General features: G+C 44.9%; 24 protein-coding genes and 1 other RNA gene. 12 read left to right on the forward strand and 13 right to left on the reverse strand.

Going from position 1 to position 24,638, the window contains the following annotated elements:
• Window positions 1-30: 30 nt before the first annotated feature.
• Window positions 31-1,185: a methionine adenosyltransferase gene (metK, locus tag BSZ04_RS10555; RefSeq protein ID WP_088880365.1), complete on the reverse strand. Its 1,155-nt coding sequence runs from the start codon at window positions 1,183-1,185 to the stop codon at window positions 31-33.
• A 368-nt stretch (window positions 1,186-1,553) separates the two neighbouring features.
• Here metK and tkt point away from each other — a divergent pair, with 368 nt between their 5' ends.
• Window positions 1,554-3,548, forward strand: a complete 1,995-nt coding sequence (tkt, locus tag BSZ04_RS10560) for a transketolase (RefSeq protein ID WP_088880366.1) — start codon at window positions 1,554-1,556, stop codon at window positions 3,546-3,548.
• A gap of 50 nt (window positions 3,549-3,598) precedes the next feature.
• On the opposite strand, the gene BSZ04_RS10565 is transcribed toward tkt, so the two are convergent.
• Window positions 3,599-3,835, reverse strand: a complete 237-nt coding sequence (locus BSZ04_RS10565; protein WP_010450330.1) for a hypothetical protein — start codon at window positions 3,833-3,835, stop codon at window positions 3,599-3,601.
• Window positions 3,836-4,034: 199 nt separating this feature from the next.
• Between BSZ04_RS10565 and epd the strand changes: the two genes are divergently transcribed.
• The 4 genes from epd to mscS all read left to right on the forward strand — a co-directional run bounded on the left by epd (window position 4,035) and on the right by mscS (window position 8,942).
• Entirely contained in the window at window positions 4,035-5,072 is a 1,038-nt protein-coding gene (epd, locus tag BSZ04_RS10570) for an erythrose-4-phosphate dehydrogenase (protein WP_038886328.1), read from the forward strand.
• Between the two features lie 153 nt (window positions 5,073-5,225).
• Window positions 5,226-6,386, forward strand: coding sequence for a phosphoglycerate kinase (locus BSZ04_RS10575; RefSeq protein ID WP_005436484.1), 1,161 nt, complete (start codon window positions 5,226-5,228; stop codon window positions 6,384-6,386).
• 155 nt (window positions 6,387-6,541) lie between these two features.
• Window positions 6,542-7,618 (forward strand): class II fructose-bisphosphate aldolase, encoded by a 1,077-nt coding sequence (fbaA, locus tag BSZ04_RS10580; protein WP_010450326.1) that lies wholly within the window; start codon window positions 6,542-6,544, stop codon window positions 7,616-7,618.
• Between the two features lie 457 nt (window positions 7,619-8,075).
• Complete coding sequence (mscS, locus tag BSZ04_RS10585; RefSeq protein WP_010450324.1) at window positions 8,076-8,942, forward strand: small-conductance mechanosensitive channel MscS; 867 nt, start codon at window positions 8,076-8,078, stop codon at window positions 8,940-8,942.
• A 61-nt stretch (window positions 8,943-9,003) separates the two neighbouring features.
• Here the strand turns inward: mscS and BSZ04_RS10590 are convergent, their stop codons facing one another.
• Both BSZ04_RS10590 and BSZ04_RS10595 read right to left on the reverse strand, forming a co-directional pair.
• A complete protein-coding gene (locus tag BSZ04_RS10590; RefSeq protein ID WP_088880367.1) occupies window positions 9,004-9,486 on the reverse strand; it encodes a YbaK/EbsC family protein in 483 nt (160 codons plus the stop codon).
• A 24-nt stretch (window positions 9,487-9,510) separates the two neighbouring features.
• On the reverse strand, window positions 9,511-10,140 hold the full coding sequence (locus BSZ04_RS10595) for a LysE/ArgO family amino acid transporter (protein WP_038885697.1): 630 nt from the start codon (window positions 10,138-10,140) through the stop codon (window positions 9,511-9,513).
• Window positions 10,141-10,280: 140 nt separating this feature from the next.
• Here BSZ04_RS10595 and BSZ04_RS10600 point away from each other — a divergent pair, with 140 nt between their 5' ends.
• Together BSZ04_RS10600 and BSZ04_RS10605 are read left to right on the forward strand one after the other, a co-directional pair.
• Window positions 10,281-11,177: a LysR family transcriptional regulator ArgP gene (locus BSZ04_RS10600; protein WP_038885699.1), complete on the forward strand. Its 897-nt coding sequence runs from the start codon at window positions 10,281-10,283 to the stop codon at window positions 11,175-11,177.
• Between the two features lie 106 nt (window positions 11,178-11,283).
• The gene (locus tag BSZ04_RS10605) at window positions 11,284-11,976 is read left to right on the forward strand and encodes an oxidative stress defense protein (protein ID WP_071235282.1); all 693 of its coding nucleotides are present in this window, start codon (window positions 11,284-11,286) and stop codon (window positions 11,974-11,976) included.
• Between the two features lie 72 nt (window positions 11,977-12,048).
• On the opposite strand, the gene serA is transcribed toward BSZ04_RS10605, so the two are convergent.
• The 5 genes from serA to BSZ04_RS10630 form a co-directional block, all read right to left on the reverse strand.
• Entirely contained in the window at window positions 12,049-13,278 is a 1,230-nt protein-coding gene (serA, locus tag BSZ04_RS10610) for a phosphoglycerate dehydrogenase (protein ID WP_010450314.1), read from the reverse strand.
• Between the two features lie 258 nt (window positions 13,279-13,536).
• Window positions 13,537-14,193 carry a ribose-5-phosphate isomerase RpiA gene (rpiA, locus tag BSZ04_RS10615; protein ID WP_010450312.1) on the reverse strand — a complete coding sequence of 219 codons (657 nt, stop codon included), beginning with the start codon at window positions 14,191-14,193 and terminating at the stop codon, window positions 13,537-13,539.
• A gap of 58 nt (window positions 14,194-14,251) precedes the next feature.
• The gene (locus BSZ04_RS10620; RefSeq protein ID WP_010450309.1) at window positions 14,252-14,845 is read right to left on the reverse strand and encodes a 5-formyltetrahydrofolate cyclo-ligase; all 594 of its coding nucleotides are present in this window, start codon (window positions 14,843-14,845) and stop codon (window positions 14,252-14,254) included.
• 5 nt (window positions 14,846-14,850) lie between these two features.
• Window positions 14,851-15,035: non-coding RNA, 6S RNA (ssrS, locus tag BSZ04_RS10625), on the reverse strand.
• Between the two features lie 8 nt (window positions 15,036-15,043).
• On the reverse strand, window positions 15,044-15,352 hold the full coding sequence (locus BSZ04_RS10630) for a cell division protein ZapA (RefSeq protein WP_010450307.1): 309 nt from the start codon (window positions 15,350-15,352) through the stop codon (window positions 15,044-15,046).
• Window positions 15,353-15,601: 249 nt separating this feature from the next.
• On the opposite strand from BSZ04_RS10630, the gene BSZ04_RS10635 reads away from it, so the two are divergent.
• Genes BSZ04_RS10635 through BSZ04_RS10645 form a run of 3 tightly spaced genes read left to right on the forward strand, consistent with a single transcriptional unit; the run spans window position 15,602 to window position 18,637 of the window.
• Window positions 15,602-16,180, forward strand: coding sequence for a YecA/YgfB family protein (locus tag BSZ04_RS10635; RefSeq protein ID WP_010450305.1), 579 nt, complete (start codon window positions 15,602-15,604; stop codon window positions 16,178-16,180).
• Between the two features lie 41 nt (window positions 16,181-16,221).
• Window positions 16,222-17,400: a 2-octaprenyl-6-methoxyphenyl hydroxylase gene (ubiH, locus tag BSZ04_RS10640; RefSeq protein WP_088880368.1), complete on the forward strand. Its 1,179-nt coding sequence runs from the start codon at window positions 16,222-16,224 to the stop codon at window positions 17,398-17,400.
• Between the two features lie 28 nt (window positions 17,401-17,428).
• Window positions 17,429-18,637, forward strand: coding sequence for an FAD-dependent 2-octaprenylphenol hydroxylase (locus tag BSZ04_RS10645; protein WP_088880369.1), 1,209 nt, complete (start codon window positions 17,429-17,431; stop codon window positions 18,635-18,637).
• A gap of 78 nt (window positions 18,638-18,715) precedes the next feature.
• On the opposite strand, the gene BSZ04_RS10650 is transcribed toward BSZ04_RS10645, so the two are convergent.
• From BSZ04_RS10650 to ygfZ, 3 genes are all read right to left on the reverse strand, one after another.
• Complete coding sequence (locus BSZ04_RS10650) at window positions 18,716-18,922, reverse strand: DUF1107 domain-containing protein (protein ID WP_038881174.1); 207 nt, start codon at window positions 18,920-18,922, stop codon at window positions 18,716-18,718.
• A 645-nt stretch (window positions 18,923-19,567) separates the two neighbouring features.
• On the reverse strand, window positions 19,568-20,041 hold the full coding sequence (locus BSZ04_RS10655) for an aminoacyl-tRNA deacylase (protein ID WP_045392034.1): 474 nt from the start codon (window positions 20,039-20,041) through the stop codon (window positions 19,568-19,570).
• Window positions 20,034-21,002 (reverse strand): tRNA-modifying protein YgfZ, encoded by a 969-nt coding sequence (ygfZ, locus tag BSZ04_RS10660; protein ID WP_088880371.1) that lies wholly within the window; start codon window positions 21,000-21,002, stop codon window positions 20,034-20,036. The genes BSZ04_RS10655 and ygfZ overlap by 8 nt, the downstream gene beginning before the upstream one ends.
• A 236-nt stretch (window positions 21,003-21,238) precedes the next feature.
• Here ygfZ and BSZ04_RS10665 point away from each other — a divergent pair, with 236 nt between their 5' ends.
• Complete coding sequence (locus BSZ04_RS10665; protein ID WP_010450292.1) at window positions 21,239-21,499, forward strand: FAD assembly factor SdhE; 261 nt, start codon at window positions 21,239-21,241, stop codon at window positions 21,497-21,499.
• A 390-nt stretch (window positions 21,500-21,889) separates the two neighbouring features.
• On the opposite strand, the gene nadB is transcribed toward BSZ04_RS10665, so the two are convergent.
• A complete protein-coding gene (gene nadB / locus BSZ04_RS10675; protein ID WP_010450290.1) occupies window positions 21,890-23,497 on the reverse strand; it encodes an L-aspartate oxidase in 1,608 nt (535 codons plus the stop codon).
• A 559-nt stretch (window positions 23,498-24,056) separates the two neighbouring features.
• On the opposite strand from nadB, the gene rpoE reads away from it, so the two are divergent.
• Complete coding sequence (rpoE, locus tag BSZ04_RS10680) at window positions 24,057-24,635, forward strand: RNA polymerase sigma factor RpoE (RefSeq protein WP_005449784.1); 579 nt, start codon at window positions 24,057-24,059, stop codon at window positions 24,633-24,635.
• Window positions 24,636-24,638: the final 3 nt, after the last annotated feature.

Here is a 24,638-nt window from a genome sequence, read left to right on the forward strand (position 1 = left end):
GAGGGCTTTATCGATTCTTGCGTGGCTTGATTACTTGATGCCAGCGAAGTCGCGTAGAAGTTCAGCTTTATCAGTCGCTTCCCATGGGAACTCTTCGCGACCGAAGTGACCGTATGCTGCTGTCTTCTTGTAGATTGGTTGAAGAAGGTTAAGCATTTCTTGTAGACCGTATGGACGTAGGTCGAAGTGTTGACGAACCGCTTCAATGATGATGTCGTGAGATACTTTTTCAGTACCGAACGTTTCAACCATGATAGACGTTGGATCAGCAACACCGATTGCGTAAGAAAGTTGGATTTCACAGCGGTCAGCCATGCCAGCTGCTACGATGTTTTTCGCTACGTAACGTGCTGCGTAAGCTGCAGAGCGGTCTACTTTCGATGGATCTTTACCAGAGAATGCACCACCACCGTGACGAGCTGCGCCGCCGTAAGTATCTACGATGATTTTACGACCAGTTAGACCACAGTCACCCATTGGACCACCGATAACGAAACGACCGGTTGGGTTAATGAAGAAGTTTGTGTCTTTGCTAATCCACTCTGAAGGTAGTACTGGCTTGATGATCTCTTCCATTACTGCTTCACGTAGGTCTGGAGTAGAGATTGAGTCACAGTGTTGAGTTGAAAGAACAACTGCGTCGATACCAACGATCTTACCTTGGTCGTACTGGAACGTTACCTGAGATTTAGCGTCTGGACGCAACCAAGGTAGTGTGCCGTTTTTACGTACTTCCGCTTGTTTTTGAACAAGACGGTGAGAGTAAGTAATTGGAGCTGGCATTAGGATTTCAGTTTCGTTTGTTGCGTAACCGAACATGATGCCTTGGTCGCCCGCGCCTTGCTCTTTAGGATCAGATTTATCAACACCTTGGTTGATGTCTGGAGATTGCTTACCGATGGTGTTTAGAACTGCACACGAGTTTGCGTCGAAGCCCATGTCAGAATGAACATAGCCGATCTCACGTACTGTTTCACGAGTCAATTCTTCAATATCAACCCATGCAGAAGTCGTGATCTCACCACCAACCATTACCATGCCGGTTTTTACGTAAGTTTCACAAGCAACGCGTGCTTTTGGGTCTTGCTCAAGGATTGCATCAAGAACTGCGTCAGAGATTTGGTCTGCGATTTTATCTGGATGACCTTCTGATACTGACTCAGAAGTGAACAGGTGCTTAGCCATGATAGCTCCAATCTTTAGGTTTACTCATGGCTAACTAACGCAAGCTTGCCACGAAAAATACAATACAGTTTGTAGGTGTTTCTACATCTAGACGTCTATTTTAATTTCCCACGGTCGAATTACAAGCTCTTTTTCGATTTGAATTCGTCTAGCTTATTACCCAATCGTTTGCTTTTGATGGGGTGAATTTTTAATAAATTCACCAGTAACTCCAAAAAGATTGAGTTAAAACCGCAAAAATGGTGAGTAAAACGTTTGCAGTCAGATTTTGGCTTTGAGAGAATATTGCCCGCACTTTTATACTCAGCTCGCTAGATGAAAGTGCCCACATTCCTTTATCAATTCGCTTAATGCACTCAGGAGCAGACATGTCTTCTCGTAAACATCTGGCAAATGCAATCCGCGCTCTTAGCATGGATGGTGTTCAACAAGCTAACTCTGGCCACCCAGGCGCACCTATGGGTATGGCTGATATCGCTGAAGTTCTTTGGCGTTCTCACCTAAACCACAACCCAGCTAACCCAGAGTGGGCTGACCGCGACCGTTTCGTACTGTCTAACGGTCACGGCTCTATGCTGATTTACTCTCTACTGCACCTGAGCGGTTACGAGCTGTCTATCGACGATCTTAAGAACTTCCGCCAGCTTCACTCTAAGACTCCTGGTCACCCAGAGTACGGCTACGCACCTGGTATCGAGACAACAACAGGTCCTCTAGGTCAAGGCATTACTAACGCTGTTGGTATGGCTATGGCTGAGAAAGCGCTAGCAGCTCAGTTCAATAAAGAAGGCCACGACATCGTTGACCACTTCACTTACGTGTTTATGGGCGACGGCTGTCTGATGGAAGGTATCTCGCACGAGGCATGTTCTCTTGCTGGTACACTAGGCCTTGGTAAACTGATTGCATTCTGGGATGACAACGGCATCTCTATCGATGGTCACGTTGAAGGTTGGTTCTCTGACGATACACCTAAGCGTTTTGAATCTTACGGCTGGCACGTAATCCCTGCTGTAGATGGTCACGACTCTGAAGCGATCAACGCAGCAATCATCGCTGCGAAAGCAGATCCTCGTCCAACACTTATCTGTACTAAAACTATCATCGGTTTTGGTTCACCAAACAAATCTGGTTCACACGATTGTCACGGTGCACCACTAGGTGCTGAAGAAATCGCAGCAGCGCGTGAATTCCTAGGTTGGGAACACCCAGCATTTGAAATCCCTGCAGACGTATACGCTGAGTGGGATGCTAAAGCGGCAGGTTCTGAGAAAGAAGCTGCTTGGAACGCAAAGTTTGAAGCATACGCAGCGGCTTACCCAGCTGAAGCAGCAGAGCTTAAGCGTCGTCTAAACGGCGAACTTCCTGCAGAATGGGAAGAGAAAGCAAACCAAATCATTGCTGACCTTCAAGCAAACCCAGCGAACATCGCATCACGTAAAGCATCTCAAAACGCACTAGAAGCGTTTGGTCAAATGCTTCCAGAGTTCATGGGCGGCTCAGCTGACCTAGCGCCTTCTAACCTGACTATGTGGTCTGGCTCTAAGTCTCTAGAAGCGAACGACTTCTCTGGTAACTACATCCACTACGGTGTACGTGAATTCGGTATGACAGCGATCATGAACGGTATCGCACTACACGGTGGTTTCGTTCCTTACGGCGCAACATTCCTAATGTTCATGGAATACGCACGTAACGCTATGCGTATGGCTGCTCTGATGAAAGTTCAGAACATCCAAGTTTACACGCACGACTCTATCGGTCTTGGCGAAGATGGTCCAACTCACCAACCAGTTGAGCAAATCGCGTCTCTACGTCTGACTCCAAACATGAGCACATGGCGTCCATGTGACCAAGTTGAGTCTGCGGTAGCTTGGAAACTAGCAATTGAACGTAAAGATGGTCCATCAGCACTTATCTTCTCTCGTCAAAACCTAGCACAACAAGAGCGTACTGCTGAGCAAGTTGCAGATATCGCAAAAGGTGGTTACATCCTGAAAGACAGCGATGGTAAGCCTGAGCTGATCCTAATCGCGACTGGTTCAGAAGTTGAGCTAGCTGTGAAAGCAGCAGAACAACTAACCGCTGAAGGTAAGAAAGTACGTGTTGTTTCAATGCCATCAACAGATGCATTCGACAAACAAGACGCGGCTTACCGTGAATCAGTACTGCCATCAGACGTAACAGCACGTATCGCTGTAGAAGCGGGCATTGCAGACTTCTGGTACAAGTACGTTGGCTTCGACGGTCGTATCATCGGTATGACAACATTCGGTGAATCTGCGCCAGCTGACCAACTGTTCGAAATGTTTGGTTTCACTGTAGAAAACGTAGTGAATACAGCAAAAGAACTATTAGCGTAATTTAGCGCTAGAAATGAAAAACCGAGCGTTAGTGCTCGGTTTTTTTGTGCCTATTCAAATTCATTTCCCCAGTTATCCTTCTCTTTGTGTCCACATTCCTTACAAGTGACATAACGATCCATATCGTAATAGTGACCGCCGTTTATCAGGGTATGAGCCCAAAGTTTTAAGGTTCCAAGAATCGATTTATCCGTATCGTAACTGCTTGGTTTACGGACCAGCACCTCTGAGTGTGGTGTTTCTCTATTGCATCGCTTGCAAAAGTGAGCAGCGGGAAAACCTGACATACGCGTTTCCTTTTGGTGGTCAAACAAGGAGTTAAAGTGCCAAGCGAAACATGCGGTGTCAGAAATTAATATATTAGTGCAGTGAATGTTTCGTGAAGTGAAAAGATAGTTTACCGCGAGTGAGATCACTTACTTAATGCGTTCAGTCTGCGTATCAGGTACTATCTGTGCCACGAATTTTTAGTGAGGCGAAGGATAAATGCTAAAGGTTGCGATCAATGGATTTGGGCGTATCGGTCGTAATGTACTGCGAGCAGTATATGAGAGTGGTAAGCACCAACAGATTAAGGTTGTGGCGGTAAATGAGCTGGCACAACCAGAAGCGATGGCTCATCTTCTTCAATATGACACCAGCCATGGCCGCTTTGGAAAGAAAATCTCTCATGATCAACAGCACCTCTTTGTTCACCATGACAGTGGCGAGTTTGACCCCATCCGTATCCTTCACCTTGCTGAGATTGAATTATTACCATGGCGTGACCTCGAAGTTGATATTGTTCTCGACTGTACTGGTGTCTTCGGCTCACAAGCAGATGGCCAAGCCCACATTGAAGCTGGCGCTCAAAAAGTACTGTTTTCACACCCTGGTGCGAGCGATCTCGATAACACCATTATCTACGGTGTGAACCACGAAACTCTGAAAGACGAACACCGCGTGGTGTCCAATGGTTCATGTACCACCAACTGCATCGTTCCAATTATCAAAGTCTTGGATGAAGCCTTCGGCATTGAGTCTGGCACCATCACAACCATTCATTCTTCAATGAACGATCAGCAAGTTATCGATGCTTACCATAATGATTTGCGTCGCACACGCGCGGCCAGTCAATCCATCATTCCAGTTGATACCAAGTTGCATAAGGGGATTGAAAGAATCTTCCCGAAATTTTCCAACAAATTTGAAGCAATTTCGGTTCGAGTACCAACTGTAAACGTCACTGCGATGGATTTAAGTGTCACAATTAGTACAAATGTGAAAGTTAATGACGTAAATCAAACCATTGTTAACGCATCTCAGTGTACATTACGTAACATTGTTGACTATACTGAATCGCCACTCGTTTCTATCGACTTTAACCACGATCCCCATAGTGCAATTGTGGATGGAACTCAGACCAGAGTGAGTAATGGGCAACTCGTAAAAATGCTCGTTTGGTGCGATAACGAATGGGGCTTTGCTAACCGGATGCTGGATACCGCCTTAGCAATGCAAGCTTCTTCACAAGTGGAGCAATAAGAGTGAAGTAGCGATGGAGAAAATTTTTATTTTAGACCTTGAAATAAATTTGACGTATCTCCATATCAATAACCAGTTTGAAGAATTAACGGGCTTGGCAGGATTGCCGGGTTTTTAAAAACTTTAATTATTTAATATTTGAGAGGACACATCATGTCTGTAATCAAGATGACTGACCTGGATCTTGCAGGTAAACGTGTATTTATCCGTGCTGACCTAAACGTGCCAGTAAAAGACGGTAAAGTAACTTCTGATGCACGTATCATCGCATCTCTTCCAACTATCAAGCACTGTCTAGAAGCAGGCGCTAAAGTAATGGTTACTTCTCACCTAGGTCGCCCAACTGAAGGTGAATACGCTGAAGAGTTCTCTCTACAACCTGTAGTTAACTACCTAAACGACGCACTAGATTGCGAAGTTAAACTTGCGAAAGACTACCTAAACGGTCTAGAGCTAAACGCTGGTGAACTAGTTGTTCTTGAAAACGTTCGCTTCAACAAAGGCGAGAAGAAAAACGAAGAAGAACTATCTAAGCAATACGCTTCTCTATGTGACATCTTCGTAATGGACGCGTTCGGTACGGCTCACCGTGCACAAGCATCTACTCACGGTGTTGGTATGCACGCAGATGTAGCATGTGCTGGTCCTCTACTAGCGAACGAACTAGAAGCACTAGGCAAAGCAATGGACAAGCCAGCTCGTCCGATGGTTGCTATCGTAGGTGGTTCAAAAGTTTCTACTAAGCTAACTGTTCTTGAGTCTCTATCTAAAATCGCTGACCAACTAGTTGTTGGTGGTGGTATTGCTAACACATTCATCGCAGCTGCTGGTCACAACGTTGGTAAGTCTCTATACGAAGCAGACCTAGTTGAAACAGCTAAGAAGCTAATGGACGAGTGTGCAATTCCAGTAGCAACTGACGTTGCATGTGCGAAAGCATTCGACGAGAACGCAGAAGCTGAAATCAAGCACGTTTCTGAAGTACAAGACGACGATATGATCTTCGACCTTGGTCCAGATTCAACTGCTGAACTAGCAGAAATCCTTAAGAACGCTAAGACTATCCTTTGGAACGGTCCAGTAGGCGTATTCGAATTCAAGAACTTCGAAGCTGGTACTAAAGGTATCTCTGAAGCTATCGCAGCTTCTGAAGGCTTCTCTGTTGCAGGTGGTGGTGACACGCTAGCAGCTATCGACAAGTTCGGTATCAAAGCTGACGTATCTTACATCTCTACTGGCGGCGGTGCTTTCCTTGAGTTCGTAGAAGGTAAAGTACTTCCAGCAGTTGAAATGCTAGAAGCACGCGCTAAGTAATAATCGCAAAGCGGGGGAGTCATCTCCCGCTTTCTTGTTTGCTGCAACGAGAGTGGAACTCTGCTAGAATAGCCTCAGTTGTGAGCAAACGTTTGCAAGATTTTTCAATTTAACAAGTTTTGTTTAAAAAACGACAGATAAATAGGATTACATCCATGTCTAAGATCTTCGACTTCGTAAAACCAGGTGTTATCTCTGGCGATGACGTTCAGAAAGTATTTGAAGTAGCAAAAGAGAACAACTTTGCACTTCCAGCAGTAAACGTTGTTGGTACTGATTCTGTAAACGCTGTACTAGAAGCGGCTGCAAAAGTTAAAGCTCCTGTAGTTGTTCAGTTCTCTAACGGCGGTGCTGCTTTCTTCGCTGGTAAAGGCGTTAAACTTGAAGGTCAAGGTGCTCAAATCCTTGGTGCTGTAGCTGGTGCTAAATACGTTCACGCTGTAGCAGAAGCTTACGGTGTGCCAGTAATCCTACACACTGACCACGCTGCTAAGAAACTTCTACCATGGATCGACGGTCTACTAGACGCTGGTGAAGAATTCTTCGCTCAAACTGGTAAGCCTCTATTCTCTTCTCACATGCTAGACCTTTCTGAAGAGTCTCTAGAAGAGAACATCGAAACATGTGCTAAGTACCTAGAGCGCATGGCTAAAATGAACATGACAATCGAGATCGAACTTGGTTGTACTGGTGGTGAAGAAGACGGCGTTGATAACTCTGATATGGACGCTTCTGAGCTTTACACTTCTCCAGAAGACGTTGCATACGCATACGAGAAACTAAGCGCTGTTTCACACCGCTTCACTATCGCTGCTTCTTTCGGTAACGTACACGGTGTTTACAAGCCAGGTAACGTTGTTCTAACTCCAACTATCCTACGTGACTCTCAAGCATACTGTGCAGAGAAGTTTGGTATTGCACCTAACGCTCTAAACTTCGTATTCCACGGTGGTTCTGGTTCTACTGAAGCAGAAATCCAAGAGTCTATCGGCTACGGTGTTATCAAAATGAACATCGATACTGATACACAGTGGGCTACATGGGATGGTATCCGTGCATACGAAGCGGAAAACCGCGATTACCTACAAGGTCAAATCGGCAACCCAACTGGCGAAGACGCACCAAACAAGAAGTACTACGATCCACGCGTATGGCTACGTGCTGGTCAAGCTTCAATGGTAGCTCGTCTAGAGAAAGCATTTGCTGACCTAAACGCAGTAGACGTACTATAATTCGTCTTAGCTGAGTTTCTAAAAACCCGCTCTTAGAGCGGGTTTTTTTATGTCTAAACTATGAGACTTCCGACATTCTCCATGTCTGAGCAATTGATAACTAAATCAACTGCTATATGATCACCTCACTTCATATCCCTTCGTTTTTACGTAAATTTCGAAACCCGGTCTATTTCGACGCCAAGTAGCATAGAACTAAGCAAAAAGTGTGGCGAAATGTAAAACCTTTGCGTACTCTGTAACAAGCCAATATCAGAAATTTCTGATAAATCTTTGTTTTGCATATCTTTGCGAAACTCTGACTTTGAAAAAATTCAGTTTTGAGATATTGTGCCAAAAATCTGACACTGTTCAGTAAAACAATAGGGATGTTGTTGTAGATAAGAACCTATAAAAAACAAGGTTCATAAGTTAACGGCAATTAGATTTTTATATCTTTATTTTGAGGATACGAATTATGGCAGGTGAATCGATGGGTATCGATACCTCTTTAACAGATGGTTTGAGCAAAGCTGAAACGTGGCTAACCAATAACTCAGATCTTCTTATTCAGTACGGTGTGAACATCATTTCTGCACTACTGATTCTATTTATCGGTAACATTATCGTTAAAGCAGTAGCGAATAGTGTTTCAAAAGTACTTGAAAAGAAAAAGATGGACAAAGCGGTTGTTGAATTTGTCCACGGTCTAGTTCGTTACCTTCTATTTGTTATTGTACTTATCGCGGCACTTGGTCGTGTAGGTGTTCAAACAGCATCTGTAGTTGCAGTAATTGGTGCGGCAGGTCTTGCAGTTGGTCTTGCTCTACAAGGTTCACTTTCTAACTTTGCAGCGGGCGTATTGATTGTTGCATTCCGTCCATTCAAGTCTGGTGACTATGTGGAAATTGGTGGTGTGGCTGGTAGTGTTGAAGCAATTCAAATCTTCCAAACTGTACTAAAAACACCTGACAACAAGATGGTTGTTGTGCCTAACTCATCGGTTATCGGTGGTGCAATCACAAACTACTCACGTCATGAGACTCGCCGCGTCGACTTGGTGATTGGTGTATCTTACAAAGCGGATCTTAAGCAAACTAAGCAAGTGATTCGTGAAACGCTAGAAAAAGACCCTCGTATCCTGAAAGATCCAGACATGACGATTGGTGTGCTAGCACTAGCAGATTCTTCAGTGAACTTCGTGGTTCGCCCATGGTGTAAAACAGCTGACTACTGGGACGTTTACTTCGATTCTACTCTAGCAATCAAAGAAGCGTTGGATGCAGCTGGCATCGAAATTCCATTCCCACAAATGGATGTTCACTTGAACAAAGTAGAAGCTTAATCACTTCGATTGAGAACATCAAAAGCGAGGCGTTTGCCTCGCTTTTTTATTTCTAGGATTTTTATATTTCCAACAAGGTGTTGTTGCCAGCAAGGAGTAGTTGCTTGAGCTCTTTACCTGCAAAACCGAAAGTCGATTCGGGCAAACCTGGTGTATAGAGTAGCTCTTCATGTTGATAGAGTGCCGTATCGACAATGATGATGACGTGCTCCGGCAACCCTATCGGACACACCGCACCGGGTACACAACCTAGCTGCTCAATCATTTCATCGTCACTACAAATCGAAGGCCGCTTACCAGTTATGGCTTTGATTTGTTTGGAGTCTAATCGGGAGTCTTTGTCGGTCAGGTAGACTGTATAACCTTGCCCTTTTAGCTTGAGAAAAAGACTCTTAGTATGAGTGCCGGTCCAACCAAGTTGTGCGGCTACTTTGACGTCGGTTTCGAAGTCGAGAATGGCTTCGTGTTGCCATTCTCGAAAGGGGATAGAGAGCGCGTTGAATCGCTCTCGGTTGAGTTGATAGATTTTTTGCAGTGACTCCATGTCGTGTTTCTTTCCTATTTGTCTTTACCAGTATTTGGTGACTAACTCATTCGCAAGTACAAAAGCAATAGTAAACATCATAGTAGCAACTGCTATATCGATGCCTTTCTTAACTTTTGGTTTTGAGAGTGTTGGACCTAGTTTCGCTGCACCTAATGATAAGGTGTAGAACCATACAAACGATGCCATGATAGTGCCTATTGCAAAGGCGATGCGATCGTTGCCTTCGAACTGACCACCGATCGAACCTAAGATCACTACAGTATCCAAGTAGAGGTGTGGGTTTAAAACGGTAACCGCCAGTGCGCCAAGAATCACGGTACGGCGACCGCGTGCAACCACTTCACCTTTCGACTCCGAAGCGTCAGCAGGTTTGAATGCACTCTTTAATGACAATAAGCCGTAAACGCTCAAGAAAGCAATGCCACCTAATGTCACCGATGTTAGCAGGATTTCATTTTGTGACAGAATTGCGCCGCCACCGAAAATGCCGAGCGAAATGAAGAGCATATCTAGGATGCTACAGATGGTGGCGGTCGTCAGGTGATGTTGGCGCTTAATACCTTGGTTAAGGACATACGCATTCTGCGCACCGATTGGAATGATCATCGTCGCACCTAAACCGAATCCTTGTAATAACACCCAAAAGCTCACAACACACCTCAAAAATTAGCTATAAAACAACAGAGGAAGGGAAGATAAAGCTTTTATTGAAATAAGTATAATTAATGATTTTAATATATTATTAGCTTTGCTTATCATGTGTATTTGGCGTTTATTAGGGAGGAAAACACGTGCGAGGATTGGACTATAAGTGGATAGAAGCTTTAGATGCGGTGGTACATCAGGGGAGTTTTGACCGAGCAGCGGAGCACCTTTTCGTTTCACAATCAGCCATTTCCCAGCGTATCAAGCAACTCGAAAAATATCTTGCTCAGCCGGTTCTTGTTCGCGAGCAACCCCCAAAGCCGACGCCTATTGGTAAGAAGCTGCTTGGACTTTATCGTCGTGTTAGGCTTCTTGAGCATGAAATTCTTCCTGAGCTGAAAAACGACACGTCGACACGTCCTGTCCAATTATCTCTTGCTACCAATGCAGATAGTCTTGCTACTTGGTTATTACCAGCATTACAGGATGTGATGAAACATCGCCAAGTGGAGTTGAAGCTAACTATCTATGGTGAATCGCGATCAATTGAAAAACTTAGAAGTGGTGAGGTAGCTGGGGCGATCAGTCTAGAATCTCAAGCAATACCAGGTTGCCGAGCAGATTATCTTGGACGCATCGATTATGTCTGTGTCGCCAACCCTGAGTTTTATCAACGCTATTTCTCTGAAGGTGTAAACAATCAAACCTTAGCAAAAGCACCTGCGGTGTCTTACGACCAATATGATGATTTACACAAGAAGTTCTTAACCGAACATTTCAATGTCAGGCCAGACAGCGTGATCCACCATAATATCAGTAGCTCTGAAGCTTTCTTGAAAATGGCGTTAGCGGGAGTCGCTTACTGTTTGATTCCGCGCTTACAGATTACTGATGAGCTGGAGAAGGGGGAGTTAATTGACATTACCCCAGGCTTTTTAATGTCATATCGAATTTATTGGCACCATTGGCAATTAGAGACAGGGGTTTTACAGGAGATCTCTAATGCGATTGTGTCATATGCGCAGCAAAATTTGCCCCAGTAACATCTTATTTACTGAGTCAGGATTGTGTTAGAAGTGATTGATGATGCTTGGATATTCGCCAGAATTACCTATGATGAAATCATATTAATATGGATGGATTTGTATAATGAAACTTTTGTCTTACCTGCTCGCTTCAGCATTGAGCTTAACTAGTTTATCTGTCTTTGCGAACGTACCAGAGTTTGCTCATGTAACTACCACTGGGTATGGTGAAGTGGTCGCTACCCCTGATATGGCGACTTTTTCGGTAAAAGTCGTTGATACGACAATGACGGCTGAGCAAGCAAAGCAGTCAGTAGACAAGTCGGTTGATGAGTTCTTGAAAAAGTTATCTGATGCAGGCCTTTCAAAAGACAATGTGACGAGTTCGAATCTATATTTGGCGCCGCAATATCATTACCCTAAATCAGGTAAAGCTGAGCTGGTTGGTTACCGTGCATCACGCAGTATCAATGTAAATGTCAGTGATCTAGCAAACCTGAATAAGTACTTGGACATGGCGTTAGAGTCCGGTATCAACCAAGTTGATAATATTCAGTTGAAAGTGAGCAACCAGGCTGAGTATCAGCAAAAAGCACGCATGGCAGCAATTAAAGATGCGAAAGAAAAAGCGGCATCATTGGCTGTTGGATTTGAAAAGAAACTGGGCGATGTTTGGCAGATTTCATATAACCAAATGAATGGGCAGCCAATTTTAATGCGATCAATGGCGATGGATGCGAAGCAAAGTTCGAATAGCTATCAAGACTCGACTTTGGTTATTCGTGATCAGGTGGATGTGGTTTACAGGCTGAAATAATACTGACATCAGTAGCTATGGCTAGAAAAAAGGCAGGGTAACCCTGCCTTTAGTGTATTTACTGATCAGCAATTAGTGAAGAATACGAGCTCGAATGGTGCCTTCAATGCCCTTTAGTTTCACCAGTGCTTCTTCTGAGCGGTGAGTTTCAACATCAATAACTACATAACCGATATCTGCCGCTGTTTGTAGATACTGGCCTGCGATGTTAATGCCTTCTTCTGCGAAGATGGTGTTAATTTGCGTCAAGATACCTGGGCGGTTTTTGTGGATGTGCAATAGACGTGAACATTCACGGTGCTCAGGCAATGATACTTCTGGGAAGTTCACGCTTGATAGCGTTGAGCCGTTGTCAGAGTATTTCGCCAGTTTACCCGCAACTTCGACACCGATATTCTCTTGTGCTTCTTGCGTTGAGCCACCTACGTGCGGTGTTAAGATAACGTTGTCGAACTTTTGTAGTGGCGATTCAAATGCATCTTTATTCGTCTTCGGCTCTACAGGGAATACATCAATTGCAGCACCTGAAACATGGCCTGACTCTAGGCTATGGCATAGCGCTGGAATATCAACCACTGTACCGCGAGCAGCGTTGATAAAGATCGCTCCTGGCTTCATGCGAGCAAACTCTTCTTCACCCATCATATTCTTGGTTTCTGGTGTCTCAGGAACATGAAGAGAAATAACGTCACACTTGTTGAGCAATTCGCTCATTGTGTGAACCTGTGTGGCATTACCTAATGACAGCTTATTCTCGATGTCATAGTAGTAGACACGCATCCCCAAGTTTTCTGCAATGATACCTAGCTGAGTACCAATGTGACCATAACCGATGATGCCTAAACGTTTACCGCGCGCTTCGTATGAGCTGTCCGCACTCTTCTTCCAAATGCCACGGTGAGCTAAAGCATTTTTCTCAGGGATACCACGCAGAAGTAATAAAATTTGCCCAAGTACTAGTTCAGCTACGCTTCGAGTATTTGAGAAAGGTGCATTAAATACGGGGATACCACGTTTTGATGCCGCACCTAGATCAACTTGGTTAGTACCGATACAAAAACAGCCAATCGCAACCAGTTTATTTGCCGCATTGATCACTTCTTCCGATAGGTTGGTTCGGGAGCGGATACCGATAAAATGCACGTCTTTAACTGCTTCGATCAGTTCTTCTTCCGAAAGGGAGCCTTTGTGATATTCAATGTTGCTATAACCAGCTGATTGAAGAACTTCAACTGAAGAAGGGTGGAGTCCCTCTAATAAGAGGATCTTAATCTTTTCTTTTTCCAGTGAAACTTTGGCCATTTTTCTCGTCCTTAAATGGAAAGGTGGGCTAATGTGGCGCACATAAAGCAAAACTACTAAAAAGGGGATAATTAACAGTTTTGTCGGAAGACAAACGTTTCCTTGTGCGTCTTCTGTTCAATAAAGTAACAAAAAAAATTTACTTTGGGTAAGAAAATTACGGAATAAGGCATGCTTTTCTTAGAGAAAGGAAGAAAAAACGGCGCCCTAGGGCGCCGTCTGTAATGAAATAACAGAAAATTCAGATCATCTAATGATTTATTCTTCTATTTTCGCACCTTCTGGTGTTCCTGTGATAACCACATCTGCACCACGGTGAGCGAATAGACCAACCGTTACTACACCAGCAATGCCGTTGATCTTGTCTTCCATCTCTTTCGGGTTCGTGATTTGCATGTTGTGCACGTCTAGAATCACGTTGCCGTTATCAGTGATAACACCTTCACGGTATGCAGGATCACCACCTAGCTTCACCAACTCGCGAGCAACGTAAGAGCGTGCCATTGGGATAACTTCTACTGGAAGTGGGAATTGGCCAAGTACGTCAACTGCTTTTGTGCCGTCAACAATACATACGAATTTATCTGAGATAGCCGCCACAATTTTTTCACGCGTTAGTGCTGCGCCACCGCCTTTGATCATGTCACGAGCGGCATTGATTTCATCAGCACCATCAACGTAGACATCGAGTTTAGCTACATCGTTACACTCGTAAACTTCAATACCAAGTTCTTTTAGACGCTCAGTTGAAGCAACAGAGCTAGACACTGCGCCTTTAATATCGTCTTTGATGCTACCTAGGGCATCGATGAAGTGATTCACGGTAGAGCCAGTACCAACACCGACAATGCTGCCTTTTTCAACATATTTAAGTGCTGCCCAACCAGCCGCTTTTTTCATTTCATCTTGAGTCATGCCTATCTCCTGCATAGATGTTCTTTAACGTTTGCGGCGTGATTATAGCGGTAACGTGCTAGATTTCCCATTGCCAGATTTGGCTTGGTGTCACGATCTTTGGCAAAGGAATGTCCCAACTTTCAACTGGCAAGCGCTCAACATGCTGGCAATCGTGGGCGATACCGATAGGTTTTGCACCTTCGCCTGTGCTAAACCAGTGCGAAAGTGTTCGGTCGTAATAGCCGCCGCCCATTCCTAGGCGGTGCCCAACACTGTCAAAGCCTACCAAAGGCGTGCAGATTAAATCGAGTTCGCGAACTGGTTTGATATGGCGAATATCAAGTGCAGGTTCTAATATTCCGTATTTGTTGTACACCAACTGGTCATTATTTAAATACTGCAGGAAGAGTAACTGACCTTTGGAAAAAGGATGAATCACTGGCAGGTAAATCGACTTACCTTGCTGCCATAGCCATTCAATGAGAGGTTTGGTATCTAATTCACCATCAGCAGAAAGATAAATTGCGATGTGCTGTGCGCTTTGTATTTCAGACAATTGTGAGAATTGTTTAAGGAGATCAAGTCCAGCTTGGAACTGCGTATCACTGCACAGTGCGTTGCGTTTTTCGCGGATGAGTTTTCGAAAGTCTTGTCGAGATAGATCTGACATAGAGAGGATACCCCAGGGTGCCGTTGAGGATTGTGGCCCTTGAACCAGCTGGTTCAAGGCGGATCAGCAATGATAACCGTAGGCTTCTCGGTGCATGCCAAGCTTGCTCAATAGCTATCAAGTACTAACCCTTTGGTATTGCTTATCGGCTCAGGGACTTAAATCCTGCTGACGAACACCCCAGGGTAAATTTGGTAATTACTGCTGTCCTTGCTTTACTTTGCTAAGTGCATCGTCTAACGATGCAGTGAGCTCTTCCATTCGCTCAGTGATTTCTTGCTGCTGGCCATTAGCTTCATAGGATTTAGTTTGAAGTTCGTGGCTAATATTCAATGCAGCAAAAGTCAGTAGCTGAATTTCATTGCTTACCTTAGTACGTTCTTTCATCTCGTTCAATCGACGATCGAGATCTTTTGCCGCAGCAATGAGCGATTCTTCTTGTCCAGCAGGACAATTCACTCGTGTCATTTTGCCAAGAATTTCAACGTCGACCGCTTGGTTGCTCATGATGAATAAACTCTGTTATCACGCTATCTAAGGTATTGTTGTCTACAACTACCGAGGGGGAAACTATAGGAAAACCTCTATTAAGATTCAAGCATTTCCCTCGTTAGATTGTTAAATGATGAAGTGATGACACAGGAAATGGGCAAATTGGATAAATGGTGGTCAAATTTGAAATTGATTGCCGTTTCAGCGAACTATGCTTGATGGTAGGATATATCAAAACACGATTATGAAGAATGAGCCAAGATTATGAGTGAAATCACCCTCCCTGAATACCAATCCATCGCTGCTGAGCTAAGTTCCGCAAGTCTTGCAGTAACGCCGGCAGAATTACACGGTTTACTTGTTGGTATGCTAAGCGGTGGATTGGCGATCAACGACCAGACCTGGCAACCAATTTTGTTTGATTACACTAATGATGGCATGGGGTGGCCGACAACCGCACTTGCGTTAGCACAAAGTATATTCAAAGTGACTGTAGATGAACTCACTGGTACGTCAATGGAATTATCTTTGCTGCTTCCTGATGAAGTCGGTGAAGAGGGCTTATTCGCTTTAGCGGATAGCGTATCAGATTTCGTTAATCACTTTATCTCTGGACTTGGTCTGGCTGGAATTGCCTTGAACAAAGCGTCCGATGATGTAAAAGAGGCATTGGCTGATCTAGAAGAAATCGCGAAGTTAGGCATTGATGAAGATGATGACCTAGGTGAGCAAGCTCAATTGCTAGAACAAGTGATTGAACACATAAAAGCGTGCGTACTTACTATTCATGCTGAATTCGGAGCTCGTCCAGAAAGTAATGAAAACAAACCAACGATTCATTAAACACATCGTTTCCAATCATCGAACAGCTTCTAGAGGTTAGCATGAGGCAATATGACGTTGTAATTGCTGGTGGTGCTATGGCAGGTGCTACGCTTGCATTAGCAATCGATCGTTTATCCAAAGGTGCGCTGCAAATAGCAGTAGTCGAGCCTTTTAAAGCCCAGTCGGATGAACATCCGGGGTTTGATTCTCGCTCGATTGCCCTGTCTTACGGCACGGTCAATATTCTGCGTCACTTACAGTTGTGGTCTGCCATCGAGCCTTGTGCTACCCCAATTGAACATATTCATGTTTCTGACCGCTCTCATGCGGGCATGACCGAGATTACCAAGCAAGAAGTTGGCGTTGAAGTGCTTGGCTACGTAGTGGAACTCGCTGATGTTGGCCGTGTCTACCAAGAGCTTTTGGATAAGAGTGAGGCGATCACTCTGTTTTGCCCTGATTCGGTTGCGAACATCGAGCGTGAGCAAGACAAAGCACACATTGAACTGAGCAGCGGTGAGAAGCTGGAAGCGAAGTTGCTGGTTGCTGCCGATGGCGCAGTATCACAATGTTGTCAGCAAATCGGTTTAGAGCTATCTGAGCATGATTTCGACCAAGTGGCAGTGATAGCCAACATCGTGACGCAAGAGCCTCATCAAGGTCGCGCTTTTGAACGTTTTACCGAGAATGGTCCCGTCGCACTACTGCCGATGAGTGACAACCGTATGTCGTTAGTGTGGTGTTTGCGTCCTGAAGAAGCGCAAACCGTGGTGAACTTGTCGGATACTGAATTTCTTGAGCGCCTGCAGAAAGATTTTGGTTGGCGGTTAGGGGCGATGCAAAAAGTTGGACAACGCGCGAGCTACCCACTTCTTCTGCGTCATCGTAAGCAAAACATTTCGCACCGCTTTGCTATTGTCGGCAATGCTGCACAAACGCTTCACCCAATTGCAGGGCAAGGCTTCAACCTCGGTATTCGTGATGTGGCCTCGCTAGCGGAAGAGCTCGTTAAGCAACGCCAAGATGTAGGCTGTTATCAAGGCTTAATGCGATTTAGCCAACGCCGTGAAGACGATCGCAGCGAAACGATTTGGCTAACCAGCTCTCTGGTGCATATTTTCTCAAATGATTTACGTGCGATGCGAATCGGGCGTAACCTTGCCCTCGCAACGATGGATAACCTTTCTACTTTTAAGCAGCCGCTGCTACGCCATACACTTGGCTTAGTGAAACGATAAACGGCAACGAATTAGGTAACAAAAAGCAATGATGCAAAGTGTAGATATCGCCATCATCGGCGGTGGAATGGTAGGTTTAGCATTGGCTGCCGCTTTTAAGGATAGTGACCTGCGTGTAGCTGTTATCGAAGGCGCAGTACCAAACGACACCTTAAATGAACTGCCAGATGTTCGCGTATCGGCGTTAAGTCGTTCAAGTGAAACCATCCTTCGCAACCTTGGTGCATGGCAAGGCATTGAGCAGCGTCGAGCGTCACCGTACTACGCGATGGAAGTATGGGAGCAAGACAGCTTCGCCAATATCGCATTTGATGCGCAAAGCATGGCTCAGCCGGATCTCGGTCATATCGTTGAAAACCGTGTGATTCAGTTGGCGTTGCTAGAGCAAGTACAAAAGCTGGATAACATAACGCTGTTTATGCCTGCTCGTTGTGCAACACTTGCGGTGGGTGAGCAAGAAAGCTGGCTAACGCTCGACAATGGTCAAGCTATGACAGCTAAGTTGGTCGTTGGTGCGGATGGCGCAAACTCTTGGCTACGTAACCAAATGGATATCCCTCTGACACATTGGGATTACGGTCATAGCGCACTTGTTGCGAACGTAAAAACTGCTGATCCGCACAACAGCGTTGCGCGCCAGATCTTTACACCGCATGGTCCATTGGCGTTCCTTCCGATGTCTGACCCACACATGTGTTCGATTGTTTGGTCAACCGAACCAAATCGTGCAGAGCAACTGTTGGCGATGAACGAACAAGAGTTCAATAAAGCATTAACTAGTGAATTTGATGTTCGTTTAGGTTTGTGTGAAGTGGTTGGCGAACGTGCAGCATTCCCACTTAAGATGCGTTACGCACGTGACTTTGTGGTTGAACGCGTGGCGTTGGTTGGCGATGCAGCGCATACCATTCACCCACTTGCAGGGCAGGGAGTAAACCTTGGTTTATTGGATGCAGCTAGCTTAGCACAAGAAGTGTTGGCGTTGTGGAAACAAGGGCAAGACATTGGCTCCAAACGTAACCTACGTGGTTATGAACGCTGGCGTAAAGCTGAAGCGGCAAAAATGATAGCGGCAATGCAAGGCTTCCGTGACCTGTTCTCCGGAGAGAATCCTGCGAAGAAGCTGGTTCGTGGTATTGGTTTGAGCCTAGCAGGACAGTTGCCCGGTGCAAAAGATGAAATAATGAAACGTGCATTGGGTTTGAAAGGCAATTTGCCGGAACTAGCGCGTCAATAAAAGCGTATATTGCGTGACGAACGGAAGACACAAAAAAGGCTGGTTTATCCAGCCTTTCTTATTACATCGATGTTTAAGCTAAGCGTAGGCGCATCTGAGTTTCATAATCTCTTGATTAATCTCTTTTACTGCCTGAAAGTGACGCCTCTCAGCTTTCTCTGGCAACATCAATTTTCCGTTATCAAACTCGAACTTACCGACTCCGTAAATATAGATTCTTCCCTTAAAAAGACGACTTATGTGTTTAGCAATCATACCTGGTGTATAGCGCTTAAACAGTCTCATATTTACTCTTCCTTATCTCTTACCTAGCGTTAGTATTCTACTTTTCTGACGCAAAAATTATTGTGACAGCAATGGTATTAAGTACAGGTTAGAACGATGGCTTTAGATATTTGTGCTGTCATCGACAATTTGACAGTGTCATATCTTATTTAACGTGAGGATTACCCCAAAAAAATATGTACGCCGGAACCAACTTGTTCTCTTTTCTCCTTCAAGTGTGAGCATTAAGCAATAGCTTTGTTACAGAATTAAGAATAGAAGGAAAATGATTGTTTGCTGAAGGTTTTAAATTGGCCATTAGCGTGCACAAACTAAAAGGCTACTCACATAGCAAACGTTTCTTATTTATAGAGTTAGAGATAGAAAGCTGAGGTAAGTTCAAAAAAAAGCCCGCATTGGCGGGCGAATAGTCACAGATGCATTACACAAAAGTGGATATCTGACGTTATGAACATTGTCACTTGGTCAGCAGATTCACTTTACGTTGGCTGAGTTGTTGTTGAAAACTTAACCAACGAATTCAGCATATACGAGTTTTTTACTCGTGACTATTTATGTTTTAAAAATGACTAAAGATTCTTTGGTGTGATCGGAGAGATATGAGTGAGATCACGCAGGAGTGAGAATCCTGCGTTTGATTACATGTTAGCGGCAGATATCAGCCATGGTTGGTTGGCACAATTGGATTAGATCATCGATGGACATCGCTAAGCCTGCCATTCGATCACCACTACTGATGGTGATCTCTGTTTCTTCGAGCAAGCTTGGGTCGAATACGATCGGCATATAGCGCTTCAATAGCAGCGGAGTGACAGTGCCAATCTTGTATCCTGTTATGGCTTCTACGTCCGCTTGATCAACACACGTCATACGACGACATTGCAGTAGGGCGCGTACTTTCTTTGGATCAACACTGCGGTCACCTGGCGCGCAGGCAAGTGCGTATTGGTTCCCCATATCGCGCAAAAGGATTGCTTTGACCATTTGAGAAGGGCGAATGCCGCGCTGTTGCGCGGCATCTTCAATGGTCATTGCAGGTCTTTGATGAGGAAGAAGGCGGAATTCGATGTTCTGGTCCGCTAAAAACTGCATCAAAGGGGTATGAATGGTATTACTCATCGTCAAGGCTGTACGGTAGCGCTGCGATTTCCCATTCACATTCTGGTTGAGCAACCAAGCGCAGACGAGTGTCATCGTCTAGGTTGTTTGGCAATACAATGAGACCCATCGCTTGGTTGTCGCTGAATTGGTAATGCGTGATTAACACGCCTACTGAACGCCAGTTTTCACCAACACTACGTTCCAATTCAATTGCACCTTCACCTAAGGCTTCAGCGGTTGCACCTTTAACAATATACATTGCACGTTTGTTGGTGCCGCGGTATTTCGCACGCGCTACGGTTTCTTGACCTGTGTAGCAGCCTTTCGTAAAGCTGATACCACCGAGCACTTGTACGTTTAGTGCTTGCGGAATGTGCTCGTTTTGAGCGTCTGCTGCCACGTATGGTAGTGCAGCTTCAATATCGAAACGAGTCCAAAGCTCATTTGTGGTCAGTGTTGCTTGGCTGTTTTCAACTATAGATTGTGCTGCGTCTGCTGTAAGCGCAAGCAACCAACGGTTTGAAGCTACTTTGACAGCTGTGCCGCCTTCAATTGCAAGTACGTCGCCGGAATCAGCATTTAGTGTTGAGATGAACGCATCTGCATTCTCACCAGCAACACCCAGTACCACTTCGCTTGATTCTTCGATGGTCACCTTCGAGAATACCGCGTATTTTTTGATTTCTTTCAGTTCCACTTCAATCGCTGATTTCGGCTGAACCATTGCGTAGCCATCGTTATGGTGGAATAGGCGGAAAACACTCCACACTTTACCTTTCGCATCACAATGTGCACCCAATGTTGATTGGTCTTTCTCGAGAGAAACCACATCGCAAGTGACTTGACCGTGTAGGTAGGACTTCTTGTCGTCACCGACCATGGTGATCATGCCCAGGTTATCCAAAAGCGAGATAGACAGCTTAGGTAGTGCGTCTTGTGTCGATAAGTTCAGCGGTGAAAAGCGAGTTTGCCATTCCATGATTACAATGCCTTTTGAAGATATTTTTCAGCTATGTTAATTGCAGAATCGGCATTTGTCAGCACTCAATATACCCACTCAATTTTGAGGTGTTTGACTCAGTTGAACGTTTGTTTACTAAATGCGATCAGGATTTGCAGTGACTTGGCAATATATTGTGACCCGCACACTAGTGACGTCGCACATCCCTTGTTACACTCCGCACTAAGAACTACACATCTATGAAGGAATACTGAATGTACACTGCGGAAGAAAAGGCGCGTATTAAATGGGCTTGTCGTCGTGGCATGCTTGAGCTTGACGTGGTGATTATGCCGTTTTTTGAAGAGTGCTTTGATGCTCTGAGTGAACAAGAGCAGCGTGATTTTGTCTCACTACTAGAATGTGATGATCCAGATCTATTTACGTGGGTAATGGGGCATGGTCGTAGTGAAAACCTAGGTCATGCGTCGATGGTTGATAAAATTGTCGCTCACAACCTCAGCAAAGTTCGTTAATTGCACCGTTACCTCCTCACTAAGTGCCCAAATCTTAAATCTGATGGTTTTATCTGGTTTGGTTTGGGCGACTGTCCTTTCTAATATTCCACTCTCATTATCTATTTATTTGTTATTACTGGTTCTTCAGTATCACTATCGTACTGGCTTTGTGGCAAAGCCTAGCTTAGGCCAGTGGTTTGTCCATCGAAATGGCATTGTGAAATGTGAAAGGTTGACCTCTTCATTGATGAAAGTGGATCTATCGGCCAAAGCTCTTAAGGTTACGTTTGTCACTGAATGTGGTAGGCGGGTAAATGTGTGGCGAGATGGGTGTGACGACCGGCAATATCGGCAACTCTGCCTGATTCTCAAACAGTGGCAAAGGGGAGCCGAAGCTCCCGCTTAGTACTATTTATTAGGAGTGAGGATCGTCGGGCCACTATTTTCTAACTGATTTGGATAATCCAAAGTGTAGTGCAGGCCTCGGCTCTCTTTTCGTTGCATTGCACAGCGCACCATTAACTCTGCCACTTGCAATAGGTTACGCAGTTCTAGCAAGTTGTTTGATACACGGAAATGGCTGTAGTACTCGTGCGTCTCTTGTTGCAACATTTGAATTCTACGCAGTGCGCGTTCCAAGCGTTTATCAGTACGCACGATACCCATGTAATCCCACATGAAAAGTCGCAACTCATGCCAGTTGTGTTGGATAATGACTTCTTCGTCGCTGTTGGTTACTTGGCTCTCATCCCAGCATGGGAGCTTAGTGGTGATCTGAACCTCGGTATGGTGTTTAAGAATATCTTTGGCTGCTGACCATGCGTACACCACACACTCTAATAGTGAATTTGAAGCCATACGGTTTGCACCATGCAAGCCCGTGTAGCTTACTTCACCAATAGCGTATAGGTTCTTTAGGTCGGTATGACCGTTTTGATCAACCATTACGCCACCACACGTGTAGTGTGCGGCCGGAACAATTGGGATTGGTTCTTTGGTCATGTCGATGCCCAAATCCATCAATCGAGAGTAGATGGTTGGGAAGTGCTTGGTAATGAAATCAGCAGGCTTATGACTGATGTCGAGGTACATGCAATCGGCACCCAAACGCTTCATCTCAAAGTCTATAGCGCGAGCGACGACATCTCGTGGGGCAAGTTCTTTACGTTCATCGAAGTCTGGCATAAAGCGAGAGCCATCTGGTCGACGTAAATATGCCCCTTCTCCACGTAGAGCCTCGGTTAGCAGGAAGTTACGCGCTTCTGGGTGGTAAAGACAGGTTGGGTGGAATTGGTTGAATTCCATATTAGCTACACGACAACCTGCTCGCCATGCGATGGCAATGCCGTCCCCGGAAGATACATCTGGATTAGAGGTGTATTGGTAAACTTTTGAAGCACCGCCAGTGGCAAGTACCACAAACTTTGCTTTAACAGTTTCTACCTGTTCTTCGTTACGGTTCCAAATGTAAGCACCGATAACTTTACTCTTGTCTCCCCCGACTTTATCTTCAGTGATCAAGTCGAGCGCGTTATGACGCTCAAAGACATGAATGTTTGGGTGATTGTGTGCGTTGTCTTGCAATGATGTTTGCATTGCCATACCAGTTGCATCGGCAGCGTGCAAAATACGGCGACGGCTGTGACCGCCTTCGCGAGTTAAGTGATAACGTGGTTCATCGTCGGAGTCATCATCTTCACGATCGAACGGCACGCCACCATCGATTAACCACTGAACGCACTCTTTGGAATTTTCGGCGATAAATTTTACAGTATCTTCATCACAGATACCGTCACCCGCGATTTGGGTGTCTTCTACATGAGATTCGATAGTATCGGATTCATCAAATACTGCTGCGATACCACCTTGAGCATAATACGTTGCGCCTTCACTTCGTGGGCCTTTGCTCAATACGATAACCTTACAGTGGTTGGCAACTCGCAATGCTAACGACAAGCCTGCGGCACCACTCCCTACCACTAACACATCACATTCGTGTTCACGGTTCATGTTCATAAAACTTTTCTGATCCCAAGCTAAGGTAAAAGGGTTACCTTGTGTATTGTTTGCACTTCATGTGCATTCCATGTTTACGACATCCGTCGCCAAAAGGCTAAAATCATTGCAAATGTTATTGGTGGCTTGAGCCACTCTTCTTTCATTGTGTAATTACGTACGCTTTGTTTGTAATCACTGGGCGCAGACGCTCTCTAATTGGAGGTCTTGCCTTGTTTGCTTTAGCTATGCAAATGAAAAGTAATAGTTTGTCAACGCCATTGCTTTTCTGAACTTGACCCAGCACAATCTAGGGTAAAGTTCGTCCATTATACCCAAGTCACACTCAGATGCATGCCTGTTAGCGCATCGTGTAAGCAGGGCTTTGGGAGCGTAATAGGATATCGACATCACGTTGTGAAATTGCCATGACGAAAAAATTGAAAAACCATGGAACTTCTCATTCACACCAGAGTCACAATAGTGCTCAAGTAAGCAGTGGTGTCAATACTACGTTTTGCATAATTAGTACCCATATCTGAGAAGAGTAGGGGCATAACAAATAGGAGTATCCGCTCGAATGAACGAGCAGCTGACCGATCAAGTATTGATTGAGCGAGTTCAGAATGGCGATAAGCAAGCATTCAACCTGCTGGTAACTAAGTACCAGAACAAGGTATGTAACCTTATTTCCAGATACGTAAGTAATCCTGGTGATGTTCCAGATGTAGCACAAGAAGCATTTATTAAAGCTTACAGAGCTATCCCGAGTTTTCGTGGAGAAAGTGCGTTCTACACATGGTTGTACCGCATTGCTGTGAATACTGCGAAAAATCACATCGTAGCTCAGGGGCGCAGACCTCCAGCAACGGATGTTGATGCTGAAGAAGCTGAATTTTATGAGACAGGTAACGCTTTAAAAGAAATTTCGAACCCTGAGAACTTAACGTTGTCCAAAGAATTGCAACGGGTAGTGTTCAGTGCAATTGAAGCTTTACCTGAAGATTTAAAGACAGCAATGACTCTACGTGAGCTAGACGGCTTAAGTTATGAGGAAATTGCTGAAGTAATGGATTGCCCGGTGGGAACGGTACGCTCTCGTATCTTCCGTGCTCGTGAAGCGGTGGAAAAGAAAATCAAACCTCTTTTACAGCGCTAGTAC

It is taken from the genome of Vibrio rotiferianus (genome assembly GCF_002214395.1).
Taxonomy (GTDB): domain Bacteria; phylum Pseudomonadota; class Gammaproteobacteria; order Enterobacterales; family Vibrionaceae; genus Vibrio; species Vibrio rotiferianus.

Bases quoted from the DNA above. Each gene is read 5' to 3' on its own strand.
- nadB (WP_010450290.1), bottom strand. From the start codon at position 23,497: ATGAACATGAACCGTGAACACGAATGTGATGTGTTAGTGGTAGGGAGT.
- BSZ04_RS10665 (WP_010450292.1), top strand. From the start codon at position 21,239: ATGTACACTGCGGAAGAAAAGGCGCGTATTAAATGGGCTTGTCGTCGT.
- ygfZ (WP_088880371.1), bottom strand. From the start codon at position 21,002: ATGGAATGGCAAACTCGCTTTTCACCGCTGAACTTATCGACACAAGAC.
- mscS (WP_010450324.1), top strand. From the start codon at position 8,076: ATGGCAGGTGAATCGATGGGTATCGATACCTCTTTAACAGATGGTTTG.
- BSZ04_RS10590 (WP_088880367.1), bottom strand. From the start codon at position 9,486: ATGGAGTCACTGCAAAAAATCTATCAACTCAACCGAGAGCGATTCAAC.
- metK (WP_088880365.1), bottom strand. From the start codon at position 1,185: ATGGCTAAGCACCTGTTCACTTCTGAGTCAGTATCAGAAGGTCATCCA.
- rpiA (WP_010450312.1), bottom strand. From the start codon at position 14,193: ATGACTCAAGATGAAATGAAAAAAGCGGCTGGTTGGGCAGCACTTAAA.
- rpoE (WP_005449784.1), top strand. From the start codon at position 24,057: ATGAACGAGCAGCTGACCGATCAAGTATTGATTGAGCGAGTTCAGAAT.
- BSZ04_RS10575 (WP_005436484.1), top strand. From the start codon at position 5,226: ATGTCTGTAATCAAGATGACTGACCTGGATCTTGCAGGTAAACGTGTA.
- epd (WP_038886328.1), top strand. From the start codon at position 4,035: ATGCTAAAGGTTGCGATCAATGGATTTGGGCGTATCGGTCGTAATGTA.
- tkt (WP_088880366.1), top strand. From the start codon at position 1,554: ATGTCTTCTCGTAAACATCTGGCAAATGCAATCCGCGCTCTTAGCATG.
- BSZ04_RS10655 (WP_045392034.1), bottom strand. From the start codon at position 20,041: ATGAGTAATACCATTCATACCCCTTTGATGCAGTTTTTAGCGGACCAG.
- fbaA (WP_010450326.1), top strand. From the start codon at position 6,542: ATGTCTAAGATCTTCGACTTCGTAAAACCAGGTGTTATCTCTGGCGAT.
- BSZ04_RS10635 (WP_010450305.1), top strand. From the start codon at position 15,602: ATGAGTGAAATCACCCTCCCTGAATACCAATCCATCGCTGCTGAGCTA.
- BSZ04_RS10645 (WP_088880369.1), top strand. From the start codon at position 17,429: ATGATGCAAAGTGTAGATATCGCCATCATCGGCGGTGGAATGGTAGGT.
- BSZ04_RS10605 (WP_071235282.1), top strand. From the start codon at position 11,284: ATGAAACTTTTGTCTTACCTGCTCGCTTCAGCATTGAGCTTAACTAGT.
- BSZ04_RS10565 (WP_010450330.1), bottom strand. From the start codon at position 3,835: ATGTCAGGTTTTCCCGCTGCTCACTTTTGCAAGCGATGCAATAGAGAA.
- ubiH (WP_088880368.1), top strand. From the start codon at position 16,222: ATGAGGCAATATGACGTTGTAATTGCTGGTGGTGCTATGGCAGGTGCT.
- serA (WP_010450314.1), bottom strand. From the start codon at position 13,278: ATGGCCAAAGTTTCACTGGAAAAAGAAAAGATTAAGATCCTCTTATTA.
- BSZ04_RS10620 (WP_010450309.1), bottom strand. From the start codon at position 14,845: ATGTCAGATCTATCTCGACAAGACTTTCGAAAACTCATCCGCGAAAAA.
- BSZ04_RS10630 (WP_010450307.1), bottom strand. From the start codon at position 15,352: ATGAGCAACCAAGCGGTCGACGTTGAAATTCTTGGCAAAATGACACGA.
- BSZ04_RS10650 (WP_038881174.1), bottom strand. From the start codon at position 18,922: ATGAGACTGTTTAAGCGCTATACACCAGGTATGATTGCTAAACACATA.